A 23,295-nucleotide genomic window follows, 5' to 3' on the forward strand; every position below is an offset into this window, starting at 1 on the left:
AAAGGCCCGGAAGTTCCGGGCCTTTTTTATGTCGAGGCGATGTTGTCAGTGGCGCCCGGTGCTGCCGAAACCACCGGCACCACGCTCGCTCTCGGCAAAGTCGTCGACGATGTTCAGCTCGGCTTGCACCACCGGCACGATCACGAGCTGCGCAAGGCGCTCCATCGGGTTGAGCACGAACGCCGTGCTGCCACGGTTCCAGGTGCTGACCATCAGCTGGCCCTGGTAATCCGAATCGATCAGGCCGACCAGGTTGCCCAGCACGATGCCATGCTTGTGGCCCATGCCGGAGCGCGGCAGGATTAGCGCAGCATAACCGGGGTCGGCCAGATGGATGGCCATGCCGGTCGGGACCAGATGCGTGGTGCCGGGCTCGATGGTGAGCGGGGCGTCGATGCAGGCACGCAGGTCCAGCCCGGCGCTGCCGGTGGTGGCGTACTGCGGGAGCTGTTCGTGCAGGCGGGCGTCGAGGATCTTGACGTCGAGTTTCATGCGGGGCGGGCCGAAGAGGTTGCAGAAGCCGGAGATGGTAGCGCAAACGCCTCGGCCAGCAGCTCGTACGAGCGCAGGCGCGCCTTGTAGCTCGGTGCGACGGTCAGCACGATCAGCTCGTCGGCGACAAAGCGGTCCTTGAGTGCATGCATCTGCTCGGCCACGGATTCCGGTGTGCCGATGATGCTGCGGGCCGCTCGCGCATGACGATGGCCTGGTCACGTTCGGTGTAGACATGCGCTTCGCCTTGCTCGACGGTCGGAATGGGGCCATTCACGCCAATCGCCATCTGCACGCGGCGCAAATCAATCGCAGCTTCGTAGCGGCGCGCCTCGGCTTCAGTGTCTGCCGCGATCACGAAGACGGCGGCAGCGCTGTACGGCCGTGCGTCGTAACCGGGTTCGAAATCCGTGCGGTATTGCTGGGCGACGATGTGACCGACGTGCGGATTGATGAAGTGCGCAAACGCGAAACGAATGCCCAGGCGTGCGGCCAGCGCGCCGCCAAAATCGCTGGAGCCGAGCATCCACAGTTCGGGTTGGGTGTCGATCTCGGGCTGCAGGATGACGCCGTAGGCGGGGTGATCCGGCGGCAGCGTGCCCGTCAGGTGCCAGATCAGTTCCTGCACCTGCTGCGGGAAGATGTCGCCACGGTTGTAGTCGCCCATGGCCACGGCCTGCGCGGTACGCATGTCGCCGCCGGGTGCGCGGCCGACACCCAGGTCGATACGGTTCGGGAACAGCGCTTCCAGCAGGCGGAACTGCTCGGCCAGCTTGAACGGGCTGTAATACGGCAGCATCACGCCGCCAGAGCCCACGCGTAAGTGCTTCGTGGCGCTCGCCACGCGGGCGATCATCACTTCCGGCGCAGGGTTGCTGACGCCCCGCAAGCCGTGGTGCTCGGCGCACCAGTAGCGCGTGTAGCCGAGCGAATCCGTCAGTTGTGCCAGGTCGACCGTCGCGGCGATGGCATCGCGTGCGCTGTGGCCGTAGATGACGGGGCTCTGGTCCAGGACGGATAGATGGATCGGCGCGGCACTCATGATCGCGCTCCATGCACGCGGTCGGCGATGGCGGCGACGATCTGGCGCGCGAGCGTCAACTTGTCGGCGCGCGGCAGGCGTGTGATGCCCTTGGCATCGAAGAGCGCGACTTCGTTGTCGTCGCGCCCGAAGGTCTGATGGCCGAGATTGCCCACCAGCAACGGGATGCCTTTTTCTGACGCTTGGCCTCGCCGAACTCTTCCAGGCGTTCGGTTTCTGCTGCAAAGCCGACGCAGAACGGCGCATTCGCACGGCGTGCCACGGCGGCCAGGATGTCCGGGTTCTGCGTGAACGTGAGTGCGGGAACGTCGGAGTCGTTCTGCTTCTTGAGCTTCTGCTCCGCGGCGTGGGCGACACGCCAATCGGCCACAGCGGCCACGGCAATGAAAATGTCGTTCTTCGTGGTATCCAACTCGCGCATGACGGCATCGTGCATCTGCTGGGCGGTTTGCACATCGATGCGCAGCACGCCGGCCGGCGTGTCCTGATGGCACGGCCCGGCGACGAGCGTGACTTCGGCGCCGGCCTGCGATGCGGCCCGCGCCAGCGCAAAGCCCATCTTGCCGCTGGACAGGTTCGTGATGCCGCGCACGGGGTCGATCGGCTCGAAGGTCGGGCCGGCTGTCACCAGCACGCGCTGGCCGCGCAGCAGCTTGGGCTGGAAGAAGCCGATGAGCTGCTCGACGATGTCTTCCGGCTCGAGCATGCGGCCGTCGCCGACTTCGCCGCAGGCCTGGTCGCCGGCATCGGGGCCGAGCAGGGTGACGTCGTCGGCGCGCAGTTGCGCTGCGTTGCGCTGCGTGGCGGGCGCGGCCCACATCTGGCGGTTCATCGCAGGCGCCACAAGCAGCGGGCAATCGCGCGCGATGCACAGCGTGGAGAGGAGGTCGTCGGCCATGCCGTGCGCGAGCTTGGCGAGGAAGTCGGTCGAGGCAGGCGCGATGACGATGGCATCCGCCTCGCGCGAGAGGTCGATGTGCGGCATGTTGTTGCCGATGCGGCCGTCCCACTGCGACGTGAAGACCGGGCGACCGGAAAGCGCCTGCATCGTCACCGGCGTGATGAAGTGCGCGGCGGCCTCGGTCATCACCACCTGCACGGTTGCGCCCGCCTTGGTCAACAGCCGCACCAGCTCGGCCGACTTGTAGCACGCGATGCCCCCGGTCAGGCCGAGCACGAAATGTTTGCCTTGCAGTTCCATAACAACCCGCTTGGGAATCCGATTGACGCAATATGCGCGGGCAGGATACAACCCGGTGCCCGGGCCTCCTGCTGAACAGTGGCGATGATACCGGCTTGCCCCGGGGCGCGTCTGGCGCTCGGGTTTTTCCTCAAACGCGCATTCTCGATATGGTTTTCGGTCGTCCCGCAGTCCGCAATGTCCTCGCCTGGATTGGCGGTTGCGCCATCGTGGCGGTGGTGGTCGGCGCTACGCTCGTGTGTGGGGCGAAGGCATGGCTGCGCGAGGAGCCGAAGCTTGGGCGCGCAGACGTGATCGTCGTGCTGGGTGGCGAATCGGGTCAGCGCGTGATCGGCGCCGCCGAGCTGTACCACGCAGGCATCGCGCCACGCGTGTTTGTCAGCGGGCAGGGCGATTGCCTTCTCATCACGCGCCGCCTTGTGATGGCCGGTGTGCCGGCAGAGCGCATCGGCCACGAATGTGTGTCCGGCAGCACGATGGAGAATGCGCGGATGACGCGCGAGACGCTGGCAGACCAGCACATCAACAGCGCAATACTGGTCACCAGCTGGTATCACACCGGCCGGGCACTGGCGGTGTTCCGCAAGGTCTGGCCGGAGGTCGCCTGGGGTGCGCGGGGCGTATTCCCGGGTGACACGCTGGCCAAGTCGGTTCCGATCTACGAAGCCGGGTCGATTCTTGCCGAATACGTCAAACGGGCGTGGTATGCCGTCCGCTATTGGGCGTGAGCCTCATGCGGCAGGCATGGGCCGCGCATCGGCGGCCAGGTCGTCCAGGGAGGGGACGAAGCGGATCGTGTCGCGCTTGTTGGATTCCCGCACCCAGTCGCGCAGCGCGCTGCTGGCGTCCAGGTGCGCCGAGATGTCACCGACCACGGCGAGCTTCAATCGGTAGTTCGTGATCTTCTGCGCGATGCCGCCCGCCAGGCCGGTGCGCAGCGCAAAGAACGCAGCGTCGAAGCGGCTGACCGGCACGGCAACCATCGATGCGCCATGCCCCAGCGCCTCGCCGATCAGATGGTCCAGTGCGTCCTGTTCGGTAGCGATGCGCGGGCCGGCCTCATCGAGGCACAGCACCGCTTCGCCGTTCCAATGCTGAAGGTCTGACACGGCAGCTTAGCGACGCACGCGCCGCAGTTCGTCGACGATCAGCAGCACCGCGCCGATGGTGATGCCGCAGTCCGCCACGTTGAAGGCCGGCCAGTGGTAGTTGTGCAGGTAGAAGTCGAGGAAGTCCACCACGTGGCCGTAGAGGACGCGGTCGATCACGTTGCCCAGCGCGCCGCCCAGAATCAGCGCCAGCGCAAAGCAGAACATCTTCTGCCCGCTGTGCCGCTTGAGCAGCCACACGATGAACAACGCAGCCGCCACGCCCAGGCCCGTGAAGAACCAGCGTTGCCAGCCGCCCGCCGCCGCCAGGAACGAAAACGCCGCCCCCTTGTTATAGGCGAGCACCAGGTTGAAGAACCCCGTGACCGGGCGTGACTCGCCGTAAGTGAAGGTTTTGAGGACGGCGATCTTGGTCAACTGGTCCAGCAGGATCCAGATGACGGCCAGGCCGAGCCAGGGGCCCACGCCATGACCGCCGCCGCTCTTTTTCATCCCGATCGATTTGCTCTTGCCGTTGTTGCGAGTGGCCATCAGGCAGCGCTCCGTTGTTCACCGGCGCCGAACAGGTTGTCGGTGCAGCGCTTGCAGAGGGTCGGGTGGGCGTGGTCGTGGCCGACGTCGGCGCGGTAGTGCCAGCAGCGCTCGCACTTGGCGTGCGTCGACGGCACCACGGTGATGAGCAGGTCGCCGCCTTCCGGGGCGCGTTCCAGCTTCGCCGCCGACGTGATCAGCACGAAGCGCAGGTCGTCGCCGAGGCTGGCCAGTGCGTCATGCACCGATTCGCCCGCCGACACCGTGACTTCCGCCTGCAGGGACGAGCCGATCTTGCCATCGATGCGCAGGGCTTCGAGTTGCTTGGTCACTTCGCCGCGCACGTTGCGGATGGCGGCCCACTTCTCCAGCAGCGCGCTGGCGCCTTGCGGTACCGGGGCGTCGTAGTAGGTGCTGGTGAAGATGGTGTCGGTGTGCTCGGTGCCGTGTGCGAAGACCTGCCATGCCTCTTCGGCCGTGAACGACAGGAACGGCGCCATCCAGTGCAGCATGGCCTGGGTGATGTGATACAGCGCGTTCTGTGCCGAGCGGCGCGCCACGGAATCGGGTGCCGTGGTGTACAGGCGGTCCTTCAGCACGTCGAGGTAGAAGCCGCCCAGGTCTTCCGAGCAGAACGTCTGCAGCTTGGCGACGACCGGGTGGAATTCATAGACGTCGTAATGCGACAGGACTTCCTTCTGCAGCGCATCCGTCAGCGCCACGGCATAGCGGTCGATTTCGAGCCATTGCTCGGTCGGCAGCGCGTGCTTGGCGTGGTCGTAGTCGGTCAGGTTGGCGAGCAGGAAGCGCAGCGTGTTGCGGATGCGGCGATAGCCTTCCACCACGCGCTTGAGGATCTCGTCCGAGATGGCGAGTTCGCCCGAATAGTCGGTCGAGGCCACCCACAGGCGGATGATCTCGGCGCCCATCTTGTTGGCGATTTCCTGCGGCGCGATCGTGTTGCCGATCGACTTCGACATCTTCCGGCCTTCTCCGTCCACCGTGAAGCCGTGCGTGAGCAGGCCCTTGTACGGCGGCTTGCCGTACAGCATCGAAGCCGTCAGCAGCGACGAGTGGAACCAGCCGCGGTGCTGGTCGGAGCCTTCCAGGTACAGGTCGGCCAGGCGGCCGTCCGGCAGGTCGGCCGAAGCGTCGTACAGATCCGCCGCATGCGAGCCGCGGATGACGTGCCAGTGCGTCGTGCCCGAGTCGAACCACACGTCGAGCGTGTCGCGGTTCTTCTCGTACATCTCAGCCTCGTCGCCGAGCAGCTCGCGCGGGTCGAGCGTCTGCCAGGCTTCGATGCCGCTTTGTTCGATGCGCTGCGCGACCTGTTCCAGCAGCTCAGGCGTGCGCGGGTGCAGCGCGCCGGTTTCCTTGTGCACGAAGAAGGCCATCGGCACGCCCCATTGGCGCTGGCGCGACAGCGTCCAGTCCGGGCGGTTGGCGATCATGTTGTGCAGGCGCTGCTTGCCCCACGACGGGTAGAACGCGGTGGCGTCGATGCCGGCCAGCGCCGTTTCGCGCAGCGTGGCGTTGCCGTCGTTGGGCTGCACGTCCATCCCCGCAAACCACTGCGACGTGGCGCGATAGATGATCGGCGTCTTGTGGCGCCAGCAGTGCATGTAGCTGTGCGCGTACTTGTGCGCATCGAACAGGTTGCCCGAGTCGCGCAGCACCTCGACGATCTTCGGATTGGCATCCCAGATCATCTGGCCGCCGAACAGCGGCAGCGTCGATGCGTACACGCCGTTGCCCATCACCGGGTTGATGATTTCCGAGTCGGGCATGCCGTGCGACTTGCACGACTGGAAGTCTTCCACGCCGTAGGCGGGTGCGGAGTGGACGATGCCGGTGCCGGTGTCGATGGTCACGTAGTCGCCCAGGTAGACGGGCGAGGTGCGGTCATAGCCCGCGTCCATCTTGGCAAGCGGATGGTGGAAGCGCACGCCCGACAGCGCTGCGCCTTCGCACGTGGCCAGCACGGTGCCTTCGAGCTTCCAGCTTTGCAGGCAGGCCTCGACGCGCTCCTTGGCGACGATCAGCAGCCCGCGCGGCGTGTCGACCAGCGCGTATTCGATTTCCGGGTGCAGGTTCAGCGCCTGGTTGGAAGGGATCGTCCACGGCGTGGTGGTCCAGATCACGATCCAGCCCGGCTTGGCCTTGAGCACATCGACGCCGACGTGGAAGGCGCTCGCCAGTGCGTCGATGTCGGCAAACGGGAAGCCGACGTCGATCGACAGGTCGGTGCGATCCGCGTATTCGACTTCCGCCTCAGCCAATGCCGAGCCGCAGTCGAAGCACCAGTTGACCGGCTTCAGGCCGCGGAAGACGTAGCCCTTTTCCAGGATCTTGCCCAGCGCGCGCACTTCATCCGCTTCGTTGCGGAAGTTCATGGTCAGGTACGGATCGGCCCAATCGCCCAGCACGCCCAGGCGTTCGAAATCCGCCTTCTGGCGTGCGATCTGGCCCGTGGCGTAGGCACGTGCTTTCTCTTGTACTTCCTTGACCGGCAGGCCCTTGCCAAATTGCTTTTCGATCTGGATTTCGATCGGCATGCCGTGGCAGTCCCAGCCCGGCACGTAGACGGCGTCCAGGCCGGTCAGGCCGCGCGCCTTGATCACCATGTCCTTGAGGATCTTGTTGACCGCGTGGCCGATGTGCAGATCGCCGTTGGCATATGGCGGGCCGTCGTGAAGGATGAACTTCTTCGCGCCTTTACGCGCGGCACGGATCTTCTTGTAGAGCTGCTTGTCCTGCCATTGCTTGACCCACAGCGGTTCGCGCTTGGGCAGGTCGCCGCGCATGGGGAAGGGCGTGTCCAGCAGGTTGACCGGGTACTTGCTCTTCTCCGGCGTAGGCTTCTTGGAATCGGACATGGTGTGATGTGGGGCAGATTCGGGCAATTCGGGTGGGTGCAGGCGCGGCTGACAGTGCAGGACGCGCGTGCGCAGCGTGTGGCTTCTGGGCGGCGAACGTGTCGGCCGCCTACTGAATTCGGTCGGTGGCGGAGGTGGCGAAGTCGCGCCGAAGCGTTGGCGACTCGCCGGCCGGCGGAACGGGCAGGCCGAAGAACTGCCGCGCGTGAACGCAGTCCTGCGCGATGGCGTCCTTGAGCGCATCGAGCGAATCGTAGCGAGCCTCGTCGCGCAGCTTCTTCATGAATTCCACGCGGACCAGCTTGCCGTAGACGCTGGCGTTGTAATCGAAGATATGCACTTCCAGCAGCACGCGGCCGGAGTCGTCCACCGTCGGGCGCACGCCAATGCTGGCGACGGCCGGCAGCGGCTTTTCGGCCAGCCCGTGCACCTGCACGACAAAGATGCCGGCCACTGCCGGCTTGCGGTGCGAAATGCGCAGGTTCAGCGTTGGGAAGCCCAGCGAGCGGCCGAGCTTTTGCCCATGCACCACGTGCCCGCTGATGGCATAACCGTGACCGAGCAGGCGGCGGGCATGTTCGAGGTCGCCTGCGGCCAGCGCCTCGCGCACGGCCGAGCTGGAGATGCGGATGCCGGACTCCGACACTGAGCCCATCTGCTCGACTTCAAAGCCGAACTGTGCGCCGGCGGCCTGCAGGTAGGTGAAATCTCCGGCGCGCTTGGTGCCAAAGCGGAAGTCATCGCCCACCAGCAGCCAGCGCGCGTGGAGACCGTCCACAAGGACATTACGGACGAATTCGTCCGGCGTCTGCCCGGCGAAATGCGCGTTGAAATGCTCCACCACCACGCGGTCGACGCCCTGGCGGCGCAGGCTTTCCAGCTTGTCGCGCAGCAGCGCAATCCGCGTGGGCGCGCGGTCCGGCATGAAGAATTCGCGCGGATGCGGCTCGAACGTCATCACCGTCAGCGGTAATCCGCGTGCGTCGGCCGCCGCGCGTGCGCGGGCCAGCAGAGACTGGTGCCCGCGGTGCACGCCGTCGAAGTTGCCGATGGTCAACGCGCAGGGCGCGCGACTTTCGGCATTGGGCAGGCCGCGAAAGACTTTCACGAGAAGCGTCGGTGGTCGAGGAAAGGAGGAGTGCGTTTTTGTGCCGGATGGGCTGACAGCCGCCCAAAATCCAGCAAAACGCACATTATATAAGGGATTGCCCCATCCCCGGCGGGTCAAGGGAGGATGAAGCTGGGTGTTGCACAATCGTCCGAACGATGCGCCCGCGCGGTTCATGCTTGCGGCACAATCCGGTATCCAGTTTCTTGCCGACATCTCCTTGAACGCCTCGCTGCGCCTTTTCTTCGCCAAGTTCGGGCTTGCCAGCCGCGCGCCGCTTGAACTGGACGCCCGAGCCAAGCTGCTCGCCGCCGTGCATCGCGGGGCGCCCATGGGGATCGCCGCCTCCGTTGTCCTGCCCGCCTTGACGGTCGCCGCGTTCTGGGACGCCTCCAACCGCCCGGTGCTGCTGGGCTGGTGCCTGATCATGCTGTGCCTGACGGCGTCGGGCCTGCGCTTCTATTTCGGCTATCGCTACGACCTGACCCGCATGACGCTGGCCGCGCACACCCGCAAGTGGTGGACGGGCATGCACGTCATGTCGGCGGTGGGCGGGGTGGCGTGGGGCTGTTCGGCGGGGCTGTATCTGATGTCGCCGTCGCTGGAGTTCAGCAGCCTGCTGATGATCGTGATCATCGGTGTGGCGGCGGCGGCGGTGTTGTCGCAGGCGCCGGTGCCGTCCAGCCTGCTGATCCTCGGGACGGGCATCCTGGCGCCGCACTTTGTGCTGGCCGAACAGGCGTTTCCGGGGCACGGGCTGTATTTGCGGGGCGTGCTGCTGTTCTTTGCGGCGCTGCTGACGCGGCATGCCGTGAACATCCACAACACGCTGGTGCGCGAAATCCAGCTTGAGAACGAGAGCCGCCAGCTCGCGCGCCGCTACCAGGATGAAAAGCAGCGCGCGTTGTCGGCGTCGGAAGAAAAGTCGCGCTTCCTCGCCGCGGCCAGCCACGACTTGCGCCAGCCGGTGCACGCGATCGTGCTGCTGGTGGAGGCCCTGCGGGCGCGCAACCAGTCGGAATCCTTGGCGCCGCTGGTGGAGCAACTCGCTTCGGGTGCTGCGACCATCGATTTGCTGTTCCGCTCGCTGCTGGACCTCTCCAAGCTGGAGAGCCGCAAGACCTCGCCGACGCTGGAGCCGGTGGATCTGGGCGAGGTGATCACCGAGGTGGTTCAGCAGTTCATGCCGGACGCGCGCGCCAAGGGCCTGACGCTCGCGGCGCGCATTCCGCCGCTGCCCGTGTTTGGGATGGCCGAGCCGGTGCTGCTGCGTCGGGCGCTGTTCAACCTCCTGCAGAACGCGCTGCGCTACACCGAGCGCGGCGGCGTGATGGTGGCGCTGCGCGTGCGCCAGAAGCATTTGCGGATCGAGGTGTGGGATACCGGCATTGGCATCGCGCCTGAGCACCAGAAAGACATCTTCTCGACGTACTACCAGGTCGAAAACCCCGAGCGCGATCCGAGCCAGGGTCTGGGTTTGGGCCTGTCGATCTACAAGGAATGTGTGCGTCTGCTGCGTGGCACGTTTGGCGTGCGCTCGGTGCCGGGGCGTGGCTCGATGTTCTGGATGGCGCTGCGGCCGGTGCCCGCCGAGATCAAGGCGCCGCTGGCGACGCAGCCGCGCGCCGAGCAGAAGCGCGCCGTGCTCGACCAGCCGCGGTTCTCAGGCGTGGTGCTGGTGGTCGATGACGACCCGCAGATCCGCAAGGCTTGGCACGCGCTGCTCGAAGCCTGGGGCGTCGAAGTCCATAGCGCCGCAGATGGCCGTTCCGCCGAGCAACTGCTCGCGCGCGGCATCCGTCCGCAGATCATCTTCTGCGACTTGCGCCTGCCCGGCGAGGAAGACGGCCTGCAATTGCTCGAGCGCTGGCAGGTCAGCCACCCCGATGCCCACGCCGTGCTGCTGACCGGCGATCGCAACTCGGCCGCCCTGGCGCGCGCCGAAGAAGCCGGCTATCTGCTGCTGGCCAAGCCGATGGACCCGAACATGCTGCGCGTGCTGCTCAAGCGCTGGCTGCGCGGCCGCTCGGCCGAGCCCCAGGTCGCTTATTGAGCGGAATGTAAAACGGCGCCGTCGATGGCGGCGCCGCGATGGTCAGACCGGCCTGCAGTTCACGCCGCGCCCGTCAGGCGAAAACGCTCCATGCGCGAGATGATCTGGATGCGCGTGCGCACGCCGAGCCGCTGCAAAATCGCCGAGACGTGCTCTTTGACGGTGTTTTCCGTCAGGCCCAACTGGCGTGCAATCGACTTGTTCGGCAGACCTTCGAGCAGCAGCGCCAGCACCGAGCCCTGACGCGGCGTCAGCCCCAGTTCCGCCGGCGTGATCGGGATGCCGTGCGAAGCGCCGCCCTTGCCGTTGGTGCCGCCCATATCGTCTTCCGACGGGAAGGATGCATCGCCGCCAAAGATGCCGGCGACCGCCTTGGAGAAGGCATGCGCATCGGCGTGCTTGCCGATGAAGCCGATGGCGCCCAGCGCTTGGGCCTTGGCGACGATTTCCGGCGTGTTTTCCGCCGACATGAAGGCAAAGCGCGCTTCCGGCAGTTTGCCGCGCAGCTCGCGCATGGCGTCGAAGCCGGTGCAATCGGACAGCCACACGTCCAGCAGCACGACGTCCGGCCGGACCCCTTCTTCCACCAGCGCAAGCGCCTGGCGCCGGCCAATGGCCGCGTGCACCTGAACTTCAGGCAAGGCGTGCGCAAGAAACGTGGTCGTGCCAGACAAGGCGAGAGGGTGGTCGTCGACCACCAGCAGGCTACGCAGCGAGCTCGTCATTCTTATTCCCCGGTGAGGGCACTGCCCTCTTGTTGTTGTACGCGTGTCGACCCGGCGCGGGCGATGGCCGAGGGGCCGGGTGTCTCACCCGGTGCCGATCGACCGTCACGGTATCGTCCGCACGATGTTGCAGCGCACGATGAGCGGACGCTGGATGCGCGTCGGATCACCGCTGGCTGCCCACCCGACCCCTCGGGAGCGCGGACAATTATGGTGCTGAGATTATCAGAGCGCGCCAAAGCACGCCAACGGTTGCCCCTTCCTTTTATCGGCGCGACTGGGTTTTTTCCGGCACGCGTCGGCAAAATGCCACGGTGGCTGCAAAAGCGCCCGCGGCATGGCCGCGCAGGCGTCACACCCGATTTTCTCGGGGAACTCCGGCGCACTTGATAAAATGCCGCGATGAAAAACATCGTCATTCTCATTTCCGGACGCGGCTCCAATATGGAAGCCATTGTCCGCGCCTGTCAGGCAGAAGGTTGGTCGGGACGCATTGCCGCCGTCATTTCTAATCGGCCCGATGCGGCAGGACTTAAATTTGCCGCGTCGCACGGCATTGCCACCGCGGTGGTCGACCACAAGGCTTTCCCCGATCGCGACAGCTTTGACGCCGCCCTGGCGCAGGTGATCGACGGCTTTTCGCCTGATCTCGTGGTGCTGGCCGGTTTCATGCGAATCCTTACGCCCGGCTTTGTAAAGCGCTATGCGGGCCGCATGCTGAACATTCACCCGTCGCTGCTGCCGTGCTTCCCCGGTTTGCATACGCACGAGGCCGCGCTGGCCATGGGCGTGAAGGCGCACGGCGCCACGGTGCATTTCGTTACCGCTGACCTGGACCACGGCCCGATCGTGCTGCAGGCCGTCATTGACGTGCGTCAGGACGACACGCCGGATTCGCTGGCCGGGCGGCTGCTGGCGCAGGAACACACGATTTACCCGTGCCGTGCGCTGGTTCGTGGAAGGGCGGTTGTCGATCGAAGACGGTGTGGTGCGCGTCTCGCCGGACGAATCGCAGCTTGTCATTGGCGTCAACGCCCGGGAGGCAGCATGAGCCAGGATCGTCAGCGTTCGCGCGGCAACGGAAACGGCGGATCGGGCAACAAGCGCGCAGGTTCCGGTGGCGGTGGCTGGTATCGGGCGCCCCAGGGCAAGCCCGCGCCGCGCAGCGCTCCGCGCCCCGCACGGGCGTGCATGGCAGCCATCTGGAGCATCTCGACAAGGTGCTTGCGCGCCTGCTGCACTTTGCGGCACCCGCCGACATGGTGGTCAGCCAGTACTTTCGCGAGCACCACGAACTGGGCCACCGCGAGCGCGGCATCATCGCCGAAGCGGCGTTTGCGGTGCTGCGCCGAAAAGTGGAGTTCGGCCAGTTTGCGGAGAGCGGCACCGGCCCGGCGCGCCGTCGCCTCGTGCTGCTCGGCTTGTTGCAGACCGCCGGACGCGAGGCCATTGCCCTGTTCTTGAACCCGGCCGAAGCAGAATGGCTCGACCGCTGGGAAAACCGCGACCGCGCCGCGCTGGCGGCCCGCGTGCGCGCCAATCTGCCCGACTGGCTGTTCGACGCGCTGGTTGCCCAGCACGGTGCCGAGTTCACCGAAGCGCTGGCGCAAGCGTGGTTGACGCCAGCGCCGCTGGATCTGCGCGTGAACACGCTCAAGGGCGAGCGCGACGCCGTGCTCGCCACGCTGGCCGAAGCCGGTATCGAAGGCGCTGCGGCGCCGCTCTCGCCAGTGGGCATCCGCCTGGCGGGCAAGCCGGCGCTGAACAAGCTCGACATCTTCACCAACGGCACGGTCGAGGTACAGGACGAGGGCAGCCAACTGCTGTGCCAATTGCTGGCGCCCAAGCGCGGCGAGATGGTGGTCGATTTCTGCGCCGGGGCCGGCGGCAAGACCCTGGCGATTGGCGCAGCAATGCGCTCGACGGGGCGCCTGTATGCCTTTGACGTATCGGAAAAGCGCTTGTCGAACCTCGGCCCGCGCTTGGCGCGCAGCGGCCTGTCAAACGTGCATCCGAGCCGTATCGACAGCGAGCACGATGCCAAAGTCAAGCGCCTGGCGGGCAAGATTGATCGCGTGCTGGTCGATGCGCCGTGCAGCGGCTTGGGCACGCTGCGCCGCAATCCGGACCTGAAGTGGCGCCAGTCGGCGCAGGCCGTCGAGGAAATGTCGGCCAAGCAGCTGTCGATCCTGACATCGGCGGCGCGGCTGCTGAAGGCGGGTGGCCGCCTCGTCTACGCGACTTGCAGCGTCCTGGCGCGCGAGAACCAGCAGGTGGTGGAGCAGTTCCTGGCCGCGCATGAGGACTTCGTGCTCGTGCCCGCCGGTGAAGTGCTGGCCGCGCAGAAGATCGCGCTGGAAATGGGGCCCTACCTCGAGCTGTATCCGCACACGCACCAGACCGACGGCTTCTTCGCGGCCGTGCTGGAGCGCCGCGCATGATGGTGCGCCGCTTGAGTTGGCTGCTGGCCGCATGGCTGTTGTTTGCCGCAGGTGGCGTGGCTCAGGCCCGCAGCGCGCCGCCGGTGCAGCCGGCCAAGGGCACGGTGCAGGCCGCGTTCACGCCCGACGACGACATCGAAGGGTTGTTGGCCGATGCCATCGACCAGGCGCGCGAGCAGGTGCTGGTGCAGGCGTATCTGCTGTCGAACAAGGCGATTACCCGTGCACTGCTGGCGGCGCATCAGCGTGGCGTGGATGTGCGCGTGCTGGCTGACCGCGAGCAGATGACGCGCTCCGGCGGCAGCCGCGTGCCCGAGGTCGCCAACGCGGGCATCCCCGTCTGGCTGGAGGTGCGCTACAAGAACGCACACAACAAAGTCATCGTGATCGACCCGCGGGGTGCGCATCCGGTGTTGGTCACCGGCAGCTTCAACTTCACGCAGACTGCGCAGCGCGGCAATGCCGAGAACGTACTGATCGTGCGCGGCGACGCCGATCTCGCCCAGCGCTATGCCGCCAACTGGCAGAAGCATGCGGGTGACGCGTTGCCCTATCGGACCCAGTAAGGGTTCGCAATCACCCGTCAACCCAATGAACGGATTGCCGCTGAACCTGAACCACATCGCGCTGGGCCACATGCTCGACGACATCGTGTCCGATCTCGGTGGCCCGCGCTTCATCTGGCAGCTGGGCGTGCTGGTGCTGGTGCTCGTTGCCGCCTGGCTGGTTGCACGCCCGATTTCGCGGCGCCTGCATGCAGCGCATGTGAACGAGACGTTCGCCCTGCGTTTTGCCTGGTCGAGCCTCGAGCGGGCGATGTTCCCGCTGATCGGCTGGCTGCTGGTGGTGGGCGCGCGCTATGCCCTGGTCGGCACCATGCCGATCAGCGTGTTCCGGCTGGCCGCGGTGCCGCTGTTTGGCCTGGCGATCCTGTATCTCGGCTTCTACGTATTGCGCCGCGTGCTGTCGGCCAATGGCGAGCTGCATGGCATGCTGGTCGTTGCCGAGCGCGTGCTGACCACGCTGATGTGGATCGGCATGGTGCTCTACGTGCTGGGCGTGCTCGGCGATGTGGTCGATTATCTCGACGGCATCCGTTTTGCGCTGGGCGGCAAGCAGAAGGTGAGCCTGGCGGCCATGCTGATGGGCGTGGTGTGGATTCTCGTCACGGTGCTCGTGGCGATGTGGTTCGGCTCGTGGCTGGACAGCCGCATCACGCGTGCTTCAGCCATTGACGCCAACCTGAAGGTGGTGCTGTCGCGCGTGACCAAGGCGGTGCTGCTGCTGGTGTCGCTGCTGCTGAGCTTGTCGCTGGTGGGCATCGACCTGACGGTGCTGTCGGTGTTTGGCGGCGCGCTTGGCGTCGGCCTGGGCTTCGGCCTGCAGAAGATCGCGAGCAATTACGTCTCGGGCTTCATCATCCTGCTGGAGCGCTCGCTCAAGCTCGGCGATCAGATCACGGTCAGCACGTACACCGGCATCGTCACGCAGATCCGCACCCGCTACACCGTGGTGCGCAACGGCGATGGCGATACGCTTGTCCCCAACGAACTGATGGTCGCGCAGGCCGTGCAGAACCACAACGAGCGCGGCACCGTGCGCGTGGCGGTGCGCGTCCAGGCATCGTATGCCGCCGACCCGGAAGCCGTTCTGGCGCTGCTGGTGCAATGCGCCGAGGGCATCCCGCGTGTTCTTCCCGAGCCGGCGCCCGCCGCGTTCATGGCCCTCTTTGCCGACAGCGGCATCGAGTACGAACTCGGCGTGTGGATCGGCGATCCCCACAACGGCAAGCTTGGCGTGCAGTCCGACCTGAACCGGGCGATCTATCGCCGCTTCAAGGAGGCGGGTATCGACATTCCGTATCCCCAGCGCGAAGTGCGTGTCCTCGGGCCGCTGGCCTTGCAGGGCGCGTCGGGCACTTCAGGTGATGCGGCAGCCGCATCTGGCTCCTCCGTGCCGTCCTAACATATCTGCAGGGGGAACGGTGCGCCCTTGTCTGAGGTCAAATCGGCGGTTTTCCCCCATGGAATAGAGGGGCTATTCGGTTAAAATGCTGAATGCTCCCTCGTAGGATCAGACGGCCCCTCGCAAAGGCATAGCACTTGCGACAAGGCGCCGCGAATACCTTGTATTGCGCTGGGGCGGAGGTCATATAAGCGGCGGCCGAAAGCTCGCCGATGTGACGCAAGTCGGGTGCCAGCACCCGAGTCCCCGCCAACCCGACCCCATTGTCGTAACGCTGCGACAGCGGATGGCCTTAAGAGGCAACCAAGTCTGGTTTATGGACCAAGGGTTGCTTTGATCACCCGAGTTGACCACGGAGAACACTTTGATCGACTCCTTTCTGACTTTCCTTGCTAACGGCACCCTGGATTGGGCCTGGTGGCAAATTCTGATTTTCACGCTGGTGATGACGCACATCACGATCGCCAGCGTCACGATTTTTCTGCACCGCTGCCAGGCGCACCGTGCGCTGGACGTGCATCCCATCGCCGGTCACTTCTTCCGTTTCTGGCTGTGGCTGACGACGGGCATGGTCACCAAGGAATGGACCGCCATTCACCGCAAGCACCACGCCAAGTGCGAAACCGAAGAGGATCCGCACAGCCCGCAGACCCGTGGCATCCGCAAGGTGCTGATGGAAGGCGCTGAGCTGTATCGCGCCGAGGCCAAGAACAAGGAAACGATCCAGAAGTTCGGCCACGGTACGCCGGACGATTGGGTCGAGAGGAACGTGTATTCGAAGTTCACGTGGCAAGGCGTCGGTTTGATGCTGATCCTCGACGTGCTGATGTTTGGTGCGCTGGGCCTGACGGTGTGGGCCGTGCAGATGCTGTGGATCCCGATCCACGCTGCCGGCATCATCAACGGTCTGGGCCACTTCTGGGGCTACCGCAACTTCGACTGCGAAGACGCTTCGACCAACGTGTCGCCGTGGGGCATCATCATCGGCGGCGAAGAGCTGCACAACAACCACCACACGTACGCCACGTCGGCCAAGTTCTCGGTCAAGTGGTATGAGTTCGACATCGGCTGGGGCTACATCCGCGCGCTCGAAATCGTCGGTTTGGCGAAGGTCAAGAAGGTGGCGCCCAAGGCCCGCTTTGGCGACGTGAAGCCGGTCGACCAGAACACGCTGGAAGCCATCATCGCCAACCGCTACGACGTGATGGCCCGCTATGCCAAGACCGTCAAGGCGGCCTATCGCCAAGAGCTGGCCAAGCTGAAGGATTCGCGCGCTGTCGAGTACCGCGCACTGAAGCCGGCCCGCAAGTGGTTCCACCGCGACGAGACCAAGCTTGGCGCGCCGCAGCGCGAGCAGCTCTCGCAAATCGTGTCGGACCACTCCGCGCTGCACACCTTCGTTGAGATGCGCCGCGAGCTTGGCGCACTGTGGGGCCGTTCGAACGCCACGCGCGAGCAACTGCTGCATCAGCTGCAGGAATGGTGCAAGCGTGCCGAGGAAAGCGGCATCCACGCGCTGCAGGAATTCGCTGTTCGCCTGCGCCGCTACGCCTGAGTTTCTTGTTTCATAGGTGAAGCCCCGCTCCGCAGCGGGGCTTTTCTTTGGGTAAACTGCCCCAACTCACATTTTTAACAAGCCGCGACAATGTATCGCGGTGCCAGTCCTCCTCACACGCCGTCCGTTTCATTGCCGCGCCAGCTTCTTGGCGCCTTCACAGCGCGAATGGACGCGGAGACCACCATGGAAACCCACATCAAGACGGTTGAATTCGAGCGCCCGATATGCTTTCCGAGGCGCAATCCGGCGCAAGCTGCGTCGCCCACGCCTGGGCCAAGGTGCCGCCGGTGCTGTCGCGCGAGGAACGCGACGACCTGAAAGCCCGCATCAAGCGCCTGCTCAAGGAGCGCGAGGCCGTGTTGGTTGCGCACTACTACGTTGACGCCGACCTGCAGGACTTGGCCGAAGAAACCGGTGGCTGCGTATCCGATTCGCTGGAAATGGCGCGCTTTGGCCGTGATCATTCGGCCAAGACATTGGTCGTGGCGGGCGTGCGCTTCATGGGCGAGACCGCCAAGATTCTGAGCCCCGAGAAGACCGTGCTGATGCCGGATCTTGACGCCACCTGCTCGTTGGATCTGGGTTGCCCGCCGGATGAGTTCGCTGCCTTCTGCGATGCGCATCCGGATCGCACCGTGGTCGTCTATGCCAATACCAGCGCCGCCGTGAAGGCGCGCGCAGACTGGATGGTGACTTCGTCCATCGGCCTGAAGATCGTGCAGCACCTGCATGCACAGGGTAAGAAGATCCTGTGGGCACCGGATCGTCATCTCGGCAGCTACATTCAGAAGCAGACCGGTGCCGACATGCTGATGTGGCAGGGCTCGTGCCTTGTGCACGACGAATTCAAGGGCGTCGAGCTTGACCTGCTGCGTGCCGAACACCCGAACGCGAAGATTCTCGTGCATCCGGAATCGCCGGAATCGGTGGTGGCGCAGGCCGATGTGGTGGGTTCGACTTCGCAGCTCATTGCGGCAGCGCAGTCTTGTCAGCGCAGGAATTCATCGTGGCCACCGACAACGGCATCCTGCACAAGATGCGCATGGCGGCTCCGGGCAAGCGCTTCATCGAGGCTCCGACGGCGGGTAACGCTGCTACCTGCAAGAGCTGCGCGCATTGCCCCTGGATGGCGATGAACGCGCTGACCAATCTGGCAGAGGTGCTGAAAACGGGTCGCAACGAAATCCACGTCGATCCGGCCATCGGGCAGCAAGCCGTGGTCTGCATCGACCGCATGCTCGACTTTGCCGCGCGCGAGAAAGCCGCGGTTCGCCCGCAAGGCGACCTGGCCGCCAACGCACAACTCTTTCAAGGAATCGGCCCGGCATGACGGCAACCCAGATCAACACGACAAGTCTTGTCCCTTCGGCTGAGGCAATTTTCGATAGCTTTGGTCCGGCGCTGCGCGAGGCGTTGTCCGCCAACGTGGCTGCGGCCATTGCCGAAGACGTCGGCACGGGGGACCGCACCGGCTTGCTGATCCCCGCCGATCGCCATGCGCGCGCGCGGGTGATCGTCCGCGAGGACGCTGTGCTGTGCGGCACGCCTTGGTTTGACGCGTGCATGCGGGCCGTTGATCCGACGCTGCGCGTTACGTGGCGCCAGCACGAAGGCGACCGCATGGCGCCCAATTCGGTGGTGTGCGAGATCGAAGGCCCGGCGCGCTCGCTACTGACGGCCGAGCGCCTGTCGCTGAACTTTCTGCAATTGCTTTCCGGTGTGGCGACAACGACGTCGCGTTACGCCGAGGTCATTGCCGGCACGCGCGCCCGCGTGCTCGACACGCGCAAGACGCTGCCGGGTCTGCGCCTGGCGCAGAAGTACGCCGTGCGGATCGGTGGCGGTGAGAATCAACGCCTGGCGTTGTACGACGGCATCCTGATCAAGGAAAACCATATCGCGGCGGCAGGTGGTGACGGCGGCCCTGCGCGCGGCGCAGGCGTTGAATGCCGGCGTGACGATCCAGGTTGAGGTGGAAACGCTCGCGCAGCTGGATGAGGCACTGGCGGCCGGTGCCACGTCCGTGCTGCTCGACAATTTCGAGCCGGCTGCGATGCGCGAGGCTGTGCGCGTGACCGCAGGCAGGGCGCTGCTGGAGGTGTCCGGCGGCGTGAACATCGAGACGATCCGCCTGTTTGCTGAAACGGGCGTAGACCGCATCTCCGTCGGCGCGCTCACGAAAGACGTGCGCGCAACCGACTTCTCTTTGCGGATCGTCGACTAAGCCCAGGCCTCAGCGTTTCCGGGCGATTTGCCGATGGGTCGGCTGCATGACCGTCGGCAGCGCCTTGGGCAGCGTTTCAGGGTAGTCGCGCGAGAAATGCAGGCCGCGGCTCTCATGCCGTGACAGCGCGCTGTCGACGATCAGCGAGGCGGCCTCGACGAGGTTGCGCAATTCCAGCAGATCGTGGCTCACGCGGAAGTTGGCGTAGTACTCCGTAATTTCTTCGCGCAACAGGGCAATGCGGTGCTGCGCGCGCTCAAGCCGCTTGTTCGTGCGCACGATGCCGACGTAGTTCCACATCATGCGGCGCAGTTCGTCCCAGTTGTGCGACGACGACTTCCTCATCGGGATCAGTCACGCGGCTTTCGTCCCATGCGGGAATCTGCACCGATGTTGGGCCGGAGGCCGGTTGCGCGAGGATGTCTTCCGCCGCGCCGCGCCCGATCACCATGCATTCGAGCAACGAATTGCTCGCCAGGCGGTTGGCGCCGTGCAGGCCGGTGTAAGCCGTCTCGCCGACGGCGTACAGGCCAGCGATATCCGTGCGGCCAAGATGGTCCGTCACCACGCCGCCGCACGTGTAGTGCGCTGCCGGCACGACCGGAATCGGTTGGCGCGTGATGTCGATGCCAAGCTCCAGGCAGCGCGCCATGATGGTCGGGAAATGTTCCTTGAGGAACGCCGGGCTCTGATGGCTGATGTCGAGATAGACGCAGTCCAGGCCGCGCTTCTTCATCTCGAAGTCGATGGCGCGGGCGACGATATCGCGCGGCGCCAGCTCCGCTCGCTCATCGTGCGCAGGCATGAAGCGCGTGCCGTCGGGCAGGATCAGCTTGCCGCCTTCGCCGCGCACGGCTTCGGTAATCAGGAAGGACTTTGCGAACGGGTGGTACAGGCACGTGGGGTGGAACTGGATGAACTCCATGTTCGCCACACGGCAGCCGGCGCGCCATGCCATGGCGATGCCGTCGCCGCTGGCCGTGTCCGGATTCGTCGTATAGAGATAGACCTTGCCCGCACCGCCCGTGGCCATCACGGTTTGGCTCGCGGTAATCGTCTTGACGTGGCCCGACGCAATGTCGAGCGCGTACAGGCCATGGCAGCGCATGCCGGGCAGACCCAGCTTCGCGTCGGTAATCAGGTCGATCGCGAAATGGTCTTCCAGCAGCGTGATGTTCGGGTGATTGCGCACCTTCTCAACCAGCGTCGTGACCACGGCATGGCCGGTGGCATCGGCGGCGTGGATGATGCGTCGATGGCGATGGCCGCCTTCACGTGTCAGGTGGAAGCCGAGTTCGGCCTGCTCGTCGCGCGTAAAAGGCACGCCATGGCCAATCAGCCATTCAATGGCAGCGCGGCCGTTTTCGACGATGTACCGCGTAGCGGCCTCATCGCACAGTCCTGCCCCGGCAATGAGCGTGTCGTCGACGTGCTCGTCATGGCTGTCACCTGAATCGAGCACTGCGGCAATGCCGCCCTGTGCCCAATCGCTGGCGCCTTCCGGCAGGCTGCGTTTGCTGATGACGACCACGCGACGGTGATCGGCTAGGTGCAGGGCGACGGTCAAGCCCGCCGCCGCTGCCAACAACGGCAACATCGAAATTCATGGAAGACGCGGGATGCGGTGGGCGCGGCTGGAGGTAACACAGTCGCGTGTCAATCGGAAAGAGAAGCAGTGTACACCGCAGCATGCGCCAAACAGCAGGCAACAAAAAACCCGCCTGAGAGCGGGTTTTTGCTGTCGGTCATGCCGACGGAAACAAGATGCGCAATCCGCGAGGATTACTTGATCTTGGTTTCCTTGTAAGCGACGTGCTTGCGGGCGACGGGATCGAACTTCATGATCTCCATCTTTTCCGGCTTGGTGCGCTTGTTCTTGGTGGTCGTGTAGAAATGACCCGTACCTGCGGTCGATTCCAGCTTGATCTTGTCGCGTCCGCCTTTGCTGGCCATGTTTAACTCCTAATTAGACTTCGCCGCGTGCGCGCAGGTCCACGAGCACTTCGTCGATGCCTTTTTTATCGATCAGGCGCAGACCAGCGTTCGAGACGCGCAGGCTCACCCAGCGGTTTTCGGATTCGACCCAGAAGCGGCGATTCTGCAGGTTCGGCAGAAAACGGCGCTTGGTCTTGTTGTTTGCGTGGGAAACGTTATTGCCGACCATCGGCGCTTTCCCGGTCACTTGACAGACGCGTGCCATGGAGCACTCCCAACTAAATTCGTTGGCTACAGTTTGCGACCGGGCGCTGGGACCAAAACCAAGCGCAGCGCCACTGTAGAGGTGGGACTTCAGCGAAACGCGGATTATACACACAAAACAGCTGACAAATCAACGAGATCGATGGATTGCTGTTGGGCACCGCGCGATGCGGCCTGGGCATTACATTTTGCCGTGTTCCAGAAAGCCGTAGACATCGCTGCGGCCAACGATCATGTGATCCAGAACGATCACATCGAGCGTGGCCAGTGCACGGCGCAGTTCGCGTGTCAGGGTGATGTCGGACTCGCTGGGTTCGGTGTTGCCGGTAGGGTGGTTGTGGGCAAGGATCACTGCGGCTGCATTGTGATGGAGTGCGCGCTTGGCGATCTCGCGCGGGTAGACGCGGGCTTCGGTCAGTGTGCCGCGGAAGAGTTCTTCCCAGGCGATCAGCCGGTGCCGTACATCTAGAAAGAAGCAGGCGAAGACTTCGTGCGGCCGGTGGCCGAGTGTCAGGCGCAGAAAATCCTTCACGCTTTGTGGAGACTCGAAGGTCTGCCCCTGGGTGAAGTCTTCCTTCAGCACGCGCCGGGCAACTTCCAGCAGCGCGTGCAGCTGTGCGTACTTGGCGGGGCCCATACCGTTGATCGACGAGAACTCCTCTTGTGAGGCATGGCACAGCCGCCCAAGTGATCCAAAGTGCGCCAGCAGTTCGCGAGCGAGGTCGACGGCGCTTTTGCCCGGCATGCCGACGCGCAGGAAGATGGCCAGCAGCTCCGCATCGAGAGGGCGGCGGGGCCGTGGGCGAGCAGCTTTTCTCGGGGCCGCTCGTGGGCGGGCCAGTCGACGATTGCCATAGGATGCGATGAACGGAAGAAAGGCCCTGCCAGCGGGAGTGCGGCGCGCGACACGCCTGCGGCCGCGCGGATGGCTGACGTACAATAACGGGTTACTTTTTGGTCAAGCAGGTTGAGCGTGCAAAATTTGGTGAACGAGGCGTCCGCGACGGCGCCAGGCGGCGCAGGCAAGGTGGTCGGCCCAGATTCATTTCTGACGCTGCACTACCGCATCGCGCTGGAAAACGACACGGATATCGTCACCACCTTCGACGACAAGCCGGCCACGCTGCTGCTCGGCCAAGGCCAGATGGCGCCGACGCTGGAGCAGGCGTTGCTCGGTATGCGCGAGGGCGAGCGCACGGCATTCCGCCTGGCGCCTGAGCATGCGTTCGGTCCGCGCAATCCGGAACTGCAACGCTGTGTCGCTCCTGGCCACGCTGCGGGAAAACTCTTCGTTCGAAGAGGACTACCAGCCGGGCGACCTGGTTGAATTCAATGCGCCCAGCGGCGGCAAATATGCCGGCGTGCTGAAGGAAGTCGGCGAGACCTCCGCGCTGTTCGACTTCAACCATCCGCTGGCCGGCCAGACGATCGTGTTCGAAGTCCAGCTGATCGGCATTCTTTGATATGAGCAATGCCGTGAACGTCCCGCTCGATCCCATTGATCCTGTCACTCAGGCAGACGCCGAGGTCCTGCTGGCGCAGCCACGCGGCTTCTGTGCTGGCGTGGATCGTGCCATCGAAATTGTCGAGCGCGCCCTGGAGCTGTTTGGCGCCCCCATTTACGTGCGTCACGAGATCGTCCACAACGCCTATGTGGTGGGCGATCTGCGCAACAAGGGCGCGGTGTTCGTGCAGGAACTCGATGATGTGCCTGTGGGCGGCACGGTGATCTTCAGCGCGCACGGTGTGTCGCGGGCGGTGCGTGAGG

The 23,295-nt window shown here is 64.8% G+C and carries 14 protein-coding genes and 9 pseudogenes; 11 read left to right on the top strand and 12 right to left on the bottom strand.

Going from position 1 to position 23,295, the window contains the following annotated elements; all coding sequences use genetic code 11:
* Nucleotides 1-45 precede the first annotated feature (45 nt).
* The 3 genes and pseudogenes from dut to coaBC form a co-directional block, all read right to left on the bottom strand.
* Nucleotides 46-492: a dUTP diphosphatase gene (gene dut, locus OWR21_RS06375; RefSeq protein ID WP_024974963.1), complete on the bottom strand. Its 447-nt coding sequence runs from the start codon at nucleotides 490-492 to the stop codon at nucleotides 46-48.
* Nucleotides 489-1,534 (bottom strand): annotated as a pseudogene (locus OWR21_RS06380) (LLM class flavin-dependent oxidoreductase). Before OWR21_RS06380 ends, dut begins: the two are co-directional and overlap by 4 nt.
* Nucleotides 1,531-2,735 (bottom strand): annotated as a pseudogene (gene coaBC, locus OWR21_RS06385) (bifunctional phosphopantothenoylcysteine decarboxylase/phosphopantothenate--cysteine ligase CoaBC). Before coaBC ends, OWR21_RS06380 begins: the two co-directional pseudogenes overlap by 4 nt.
* A gap of 149 nt (nucleotides 2,736-2,884) precedes the next feature.
* On the opposite strand from coaBC, the gene OWR21_RS06390 reads away from it, so the two are divergent.
* Nucleotides 2,885-3,463 (top strand): YdcF family protein, encoded by a 579-nt coding sequence (locus OWR21_RS06390; RefSeq protein ID WP_332394810.1) that lies wholly within the window; start codon nucleotides 2,885-2,887, stop codon nucleotides 3,461-3,463.
* 3 nt (nucleotides 3,464-3,466) lie between these two features.
* Here the strand turns inward: OWR21_RS06390 and OWR21_RS06395 are convergent, their stop codons facing one another.
* From OWR21_RS06395 to OWR21_RS06410, 4 genes are all read right to left on the bottom strand, one after another.
* Nucleotides 3,467-3,844 carry a DUF4180 domain-containing protein gene (locus tag OWR21_RS06395; RefSeq protein ID WP_332394811.1) on the bottom strand — a complete coding sequence of 126 codons (378 nt, stop codon included), beginning with the start codon at nucleotides 3,842-3,844 and terminating at the stop codon, nucleotides 3,467-3,469.
* Nucleotides 3,845-3,850: 6 nt separating this feature from the next.
* Entirely contained in the window at nucleotides 3,851-4,375 is a 525-nt protein-coding gene (gene lspA, locus OWR21_RS06400) for a signal peptidase II (protein ID WP_316872957.1), read from the bottom strand.
* Nucleotides 4,375-7,254: an isoleucine--tRNA ligase gene (ileS, locus tag OWR21_RS06405; protein ID WP_332394812.1), complete on the bottom strand. Its 2,880-nt coding sequence runs from the start codon at nucleotides 7,252-7,254 to the stop codon at nucleotides 4,375-4,377. Before ileS ends, lspA begins: the two co-directional genes overlap by 1 nt.
* Nucleotides 7,255-7,363: 109 nt before the next feature.
* Complete coding sequence (locus OWR21_RS06410; protein WP_332394813.1) at nucleotides 7,364-8,362, bottom strand: bifunctional riboflavin kinase/FAD synthetase; 999 nt, start codon at nucleotides 8,360-8,362, stop codon at nucleotides 7,364-7,366.
* Between the two features lie 220 nt (nucleotides 8,363-8,582).
* Between OWR21_RS06410 and OWR21_RS06415 the strand changes: the two genes are divergently transcribed.
* On the top strand, nucleotides 8,583-10,415 hold the full coding sequence (locus tag OWR21_RS06415) for an ATP-binding response regulator (RefSeq protein WP_092973020.1): 1,833 nt from the start codon (nucleotides 8,583-8,585) through the stop codon (nucleotides 10,413-10,415).
* Nucleotides 10,416-10,474: 59 nt separating this feature from the next.
* Here OWR21_RS06415 and OWR21_RS06420 read toward each other — a convergent pair whose 3' ends face one another.
* Nucleotides 10,475-11,140 carry a response regulator transcription factor gene (locus OWR21_RS06420; protein ID WP_027680729.1) on the bottom strand — a complete coding sequence of 222 codons (666 nt, stop codon included), beginning with the start codon at nucleotides 11,138-11,140 and terminating at the stop codon, nucleotides 10,475-10,477.
* Between the two features lie 402 nt (nucleotides 11,141-11,542).
* Here OWR21_RS06420 and purN point away from each other — a divergent pair.
* The 7 genes and pseudogenes from purN (at nucleotide 11,543) to nadC (ending at nucleotide 19,328) form a co-directional block, all read left to right on the top strand.
* Nucleotides 11,543-12,191: pseudogene (gene purN, locus OWR21_RS06425) on the top strand (phosphoribosylglycinamide formyltransferase).
* A gap of 136 nt (nucleotides 12,192-12,327) precedes the next feature.
* The gene (locus OWR21_RS06430) at nucleotides 12,328-13,581 is read left to right on the top strand and encodes an RsmB/NOP family class I SAM-dependent RNA methyltransferase (protein WP_442968603.1); all 1,254 of its coding nucleotides are present in this window, start codon (nucleotides 12,328-12,330) and stop codon (nucleotides 13,579-13,581) included.
* Entirely contained in the window at nucleotides 13,578-14,147 is a 570-nt protein-coding gene (locus tag OWR21_RS06435) for a phospholipase D family nuclease (protein ID WP_147213330.1), read from the top strand. The genes OWR21_RS06430 and OWR21_RS06435 overlap by 4 nt, the downstream gene beginning before the upstream one ends.
* A 25-nt stretch (nucleotides 14,148-14,172) precedes the next feature.
* Nucleotides 14,173-15,546, top strand: coding sequence for a mechanosensitive ion channel family protein (locus OWR21_RS06440; protein ID WP_332394814.1), 1,374 nt, complete (start codon nucleotides 14,173-14,175; stop codon nucleotides 15,544-15,546).
* 364 nt (nucleotides 15,547-15,910) lie between these two features.
* A complete protein-coding gene (locus OWR21_RS06445) occupies nucleotides 15,911-17,101 on the top strand; it encodes a DesA family fatty acid desaturase (protein WP_316889868.1) in 1,191 nt (396 codons plus the stop codon).
* A gap of 186 nt (nucleotides 17,102-17,287) precedes the next feature.
* A pseudogene (gene nadA, locus OWR21_RS06450) lies at nucleotides 17,288-18,434 on the top strand (quinolinate synthase NadA).
* Nucleotides 18,431-19,328 (top strand): annotated as a pseudogene (gene nadC, locus OWR21_RS06455) (carboxylating nicotinate-nucleotide diphosphorylase). The pseudogenes nadA and nadC overlap by 4 nt, the downstream one beginning before the upstream one ends.
* A gap of 9 nt (nucleotides 19,329-19,337) precedes the next feature.
* Here nadC and nadB read toward each other — a convergent pair.
* From nadB to radC, 4 genes and pseudogenes are all read right to left on the bottom strand, one after another.
* Nucleotides 19,338-20,935 (bottom strand): annotated as a pseudogene (nadB, locus tag OWR21_RS06460) (L-aspartate oxidase).
* A 175-nt stretch (nucleotides 20,936-21,110) separates the two neighbouring features.
* The gene (gene rpmG / locus OWR21_RS06465; protein ID WP_003262397.1) at nucleotides 21,111-21,281 is read right to left on the bottom strand and encodes a 50S ribosomal protein L33; all 171 of its coding nucleotides are present in this window, start codon (nucleotides 21,279-21,281) and stop codon (nucleotides 21,111-21,113) included.
* A gap of 13 nt (nucleotides 21,282-21,294) precedes the next feature.
* Entirely contained in the window at nucleotides 21,295-21,528 is a 234-nt protein-coding gene (gene rpmB, locus OWR21_RS06470; protein WP_004631999.1) for a 50S ribosomal protein L28, read from the bottom strand.
* Between the two features lie 180 nt (nucleotides 21,529-21,708).
* Nucleotides 21,709-22,382 (bottom strand): annotated as a pseudogene (radC, locus tag OWR21_RS06475) (RadC family protein).
* A 118-nt stretch (nucleotides 22,383-22,500) separates the two neighbouring features.
* Here radC and OWR21_RS06480 point away from each other — a divergent pair.
* Both OWR21_RS06480 and ispH read left to right on the top strand, forming a co-directional pair.
* Nucleotides 22,501-22,990, top strand: a pseudogene (locus OWR21_RS06480) (FKBP-type peptidyl-prolyl cis-trans isomerase).
* A gap of 1 nt (nucleotide 22,991) precedes the next feature.
* Nucleotides 22,992-23,295: pseudogene (gene ispH / locus OWR21_RS06485) on the top strand (4-hydroxy-3-methylbut-2-enyl diphosphate reductase); the annotation flags it as partial.

The organism is Ralstonia sp. 1B3, from assembly GCF_036631435.1.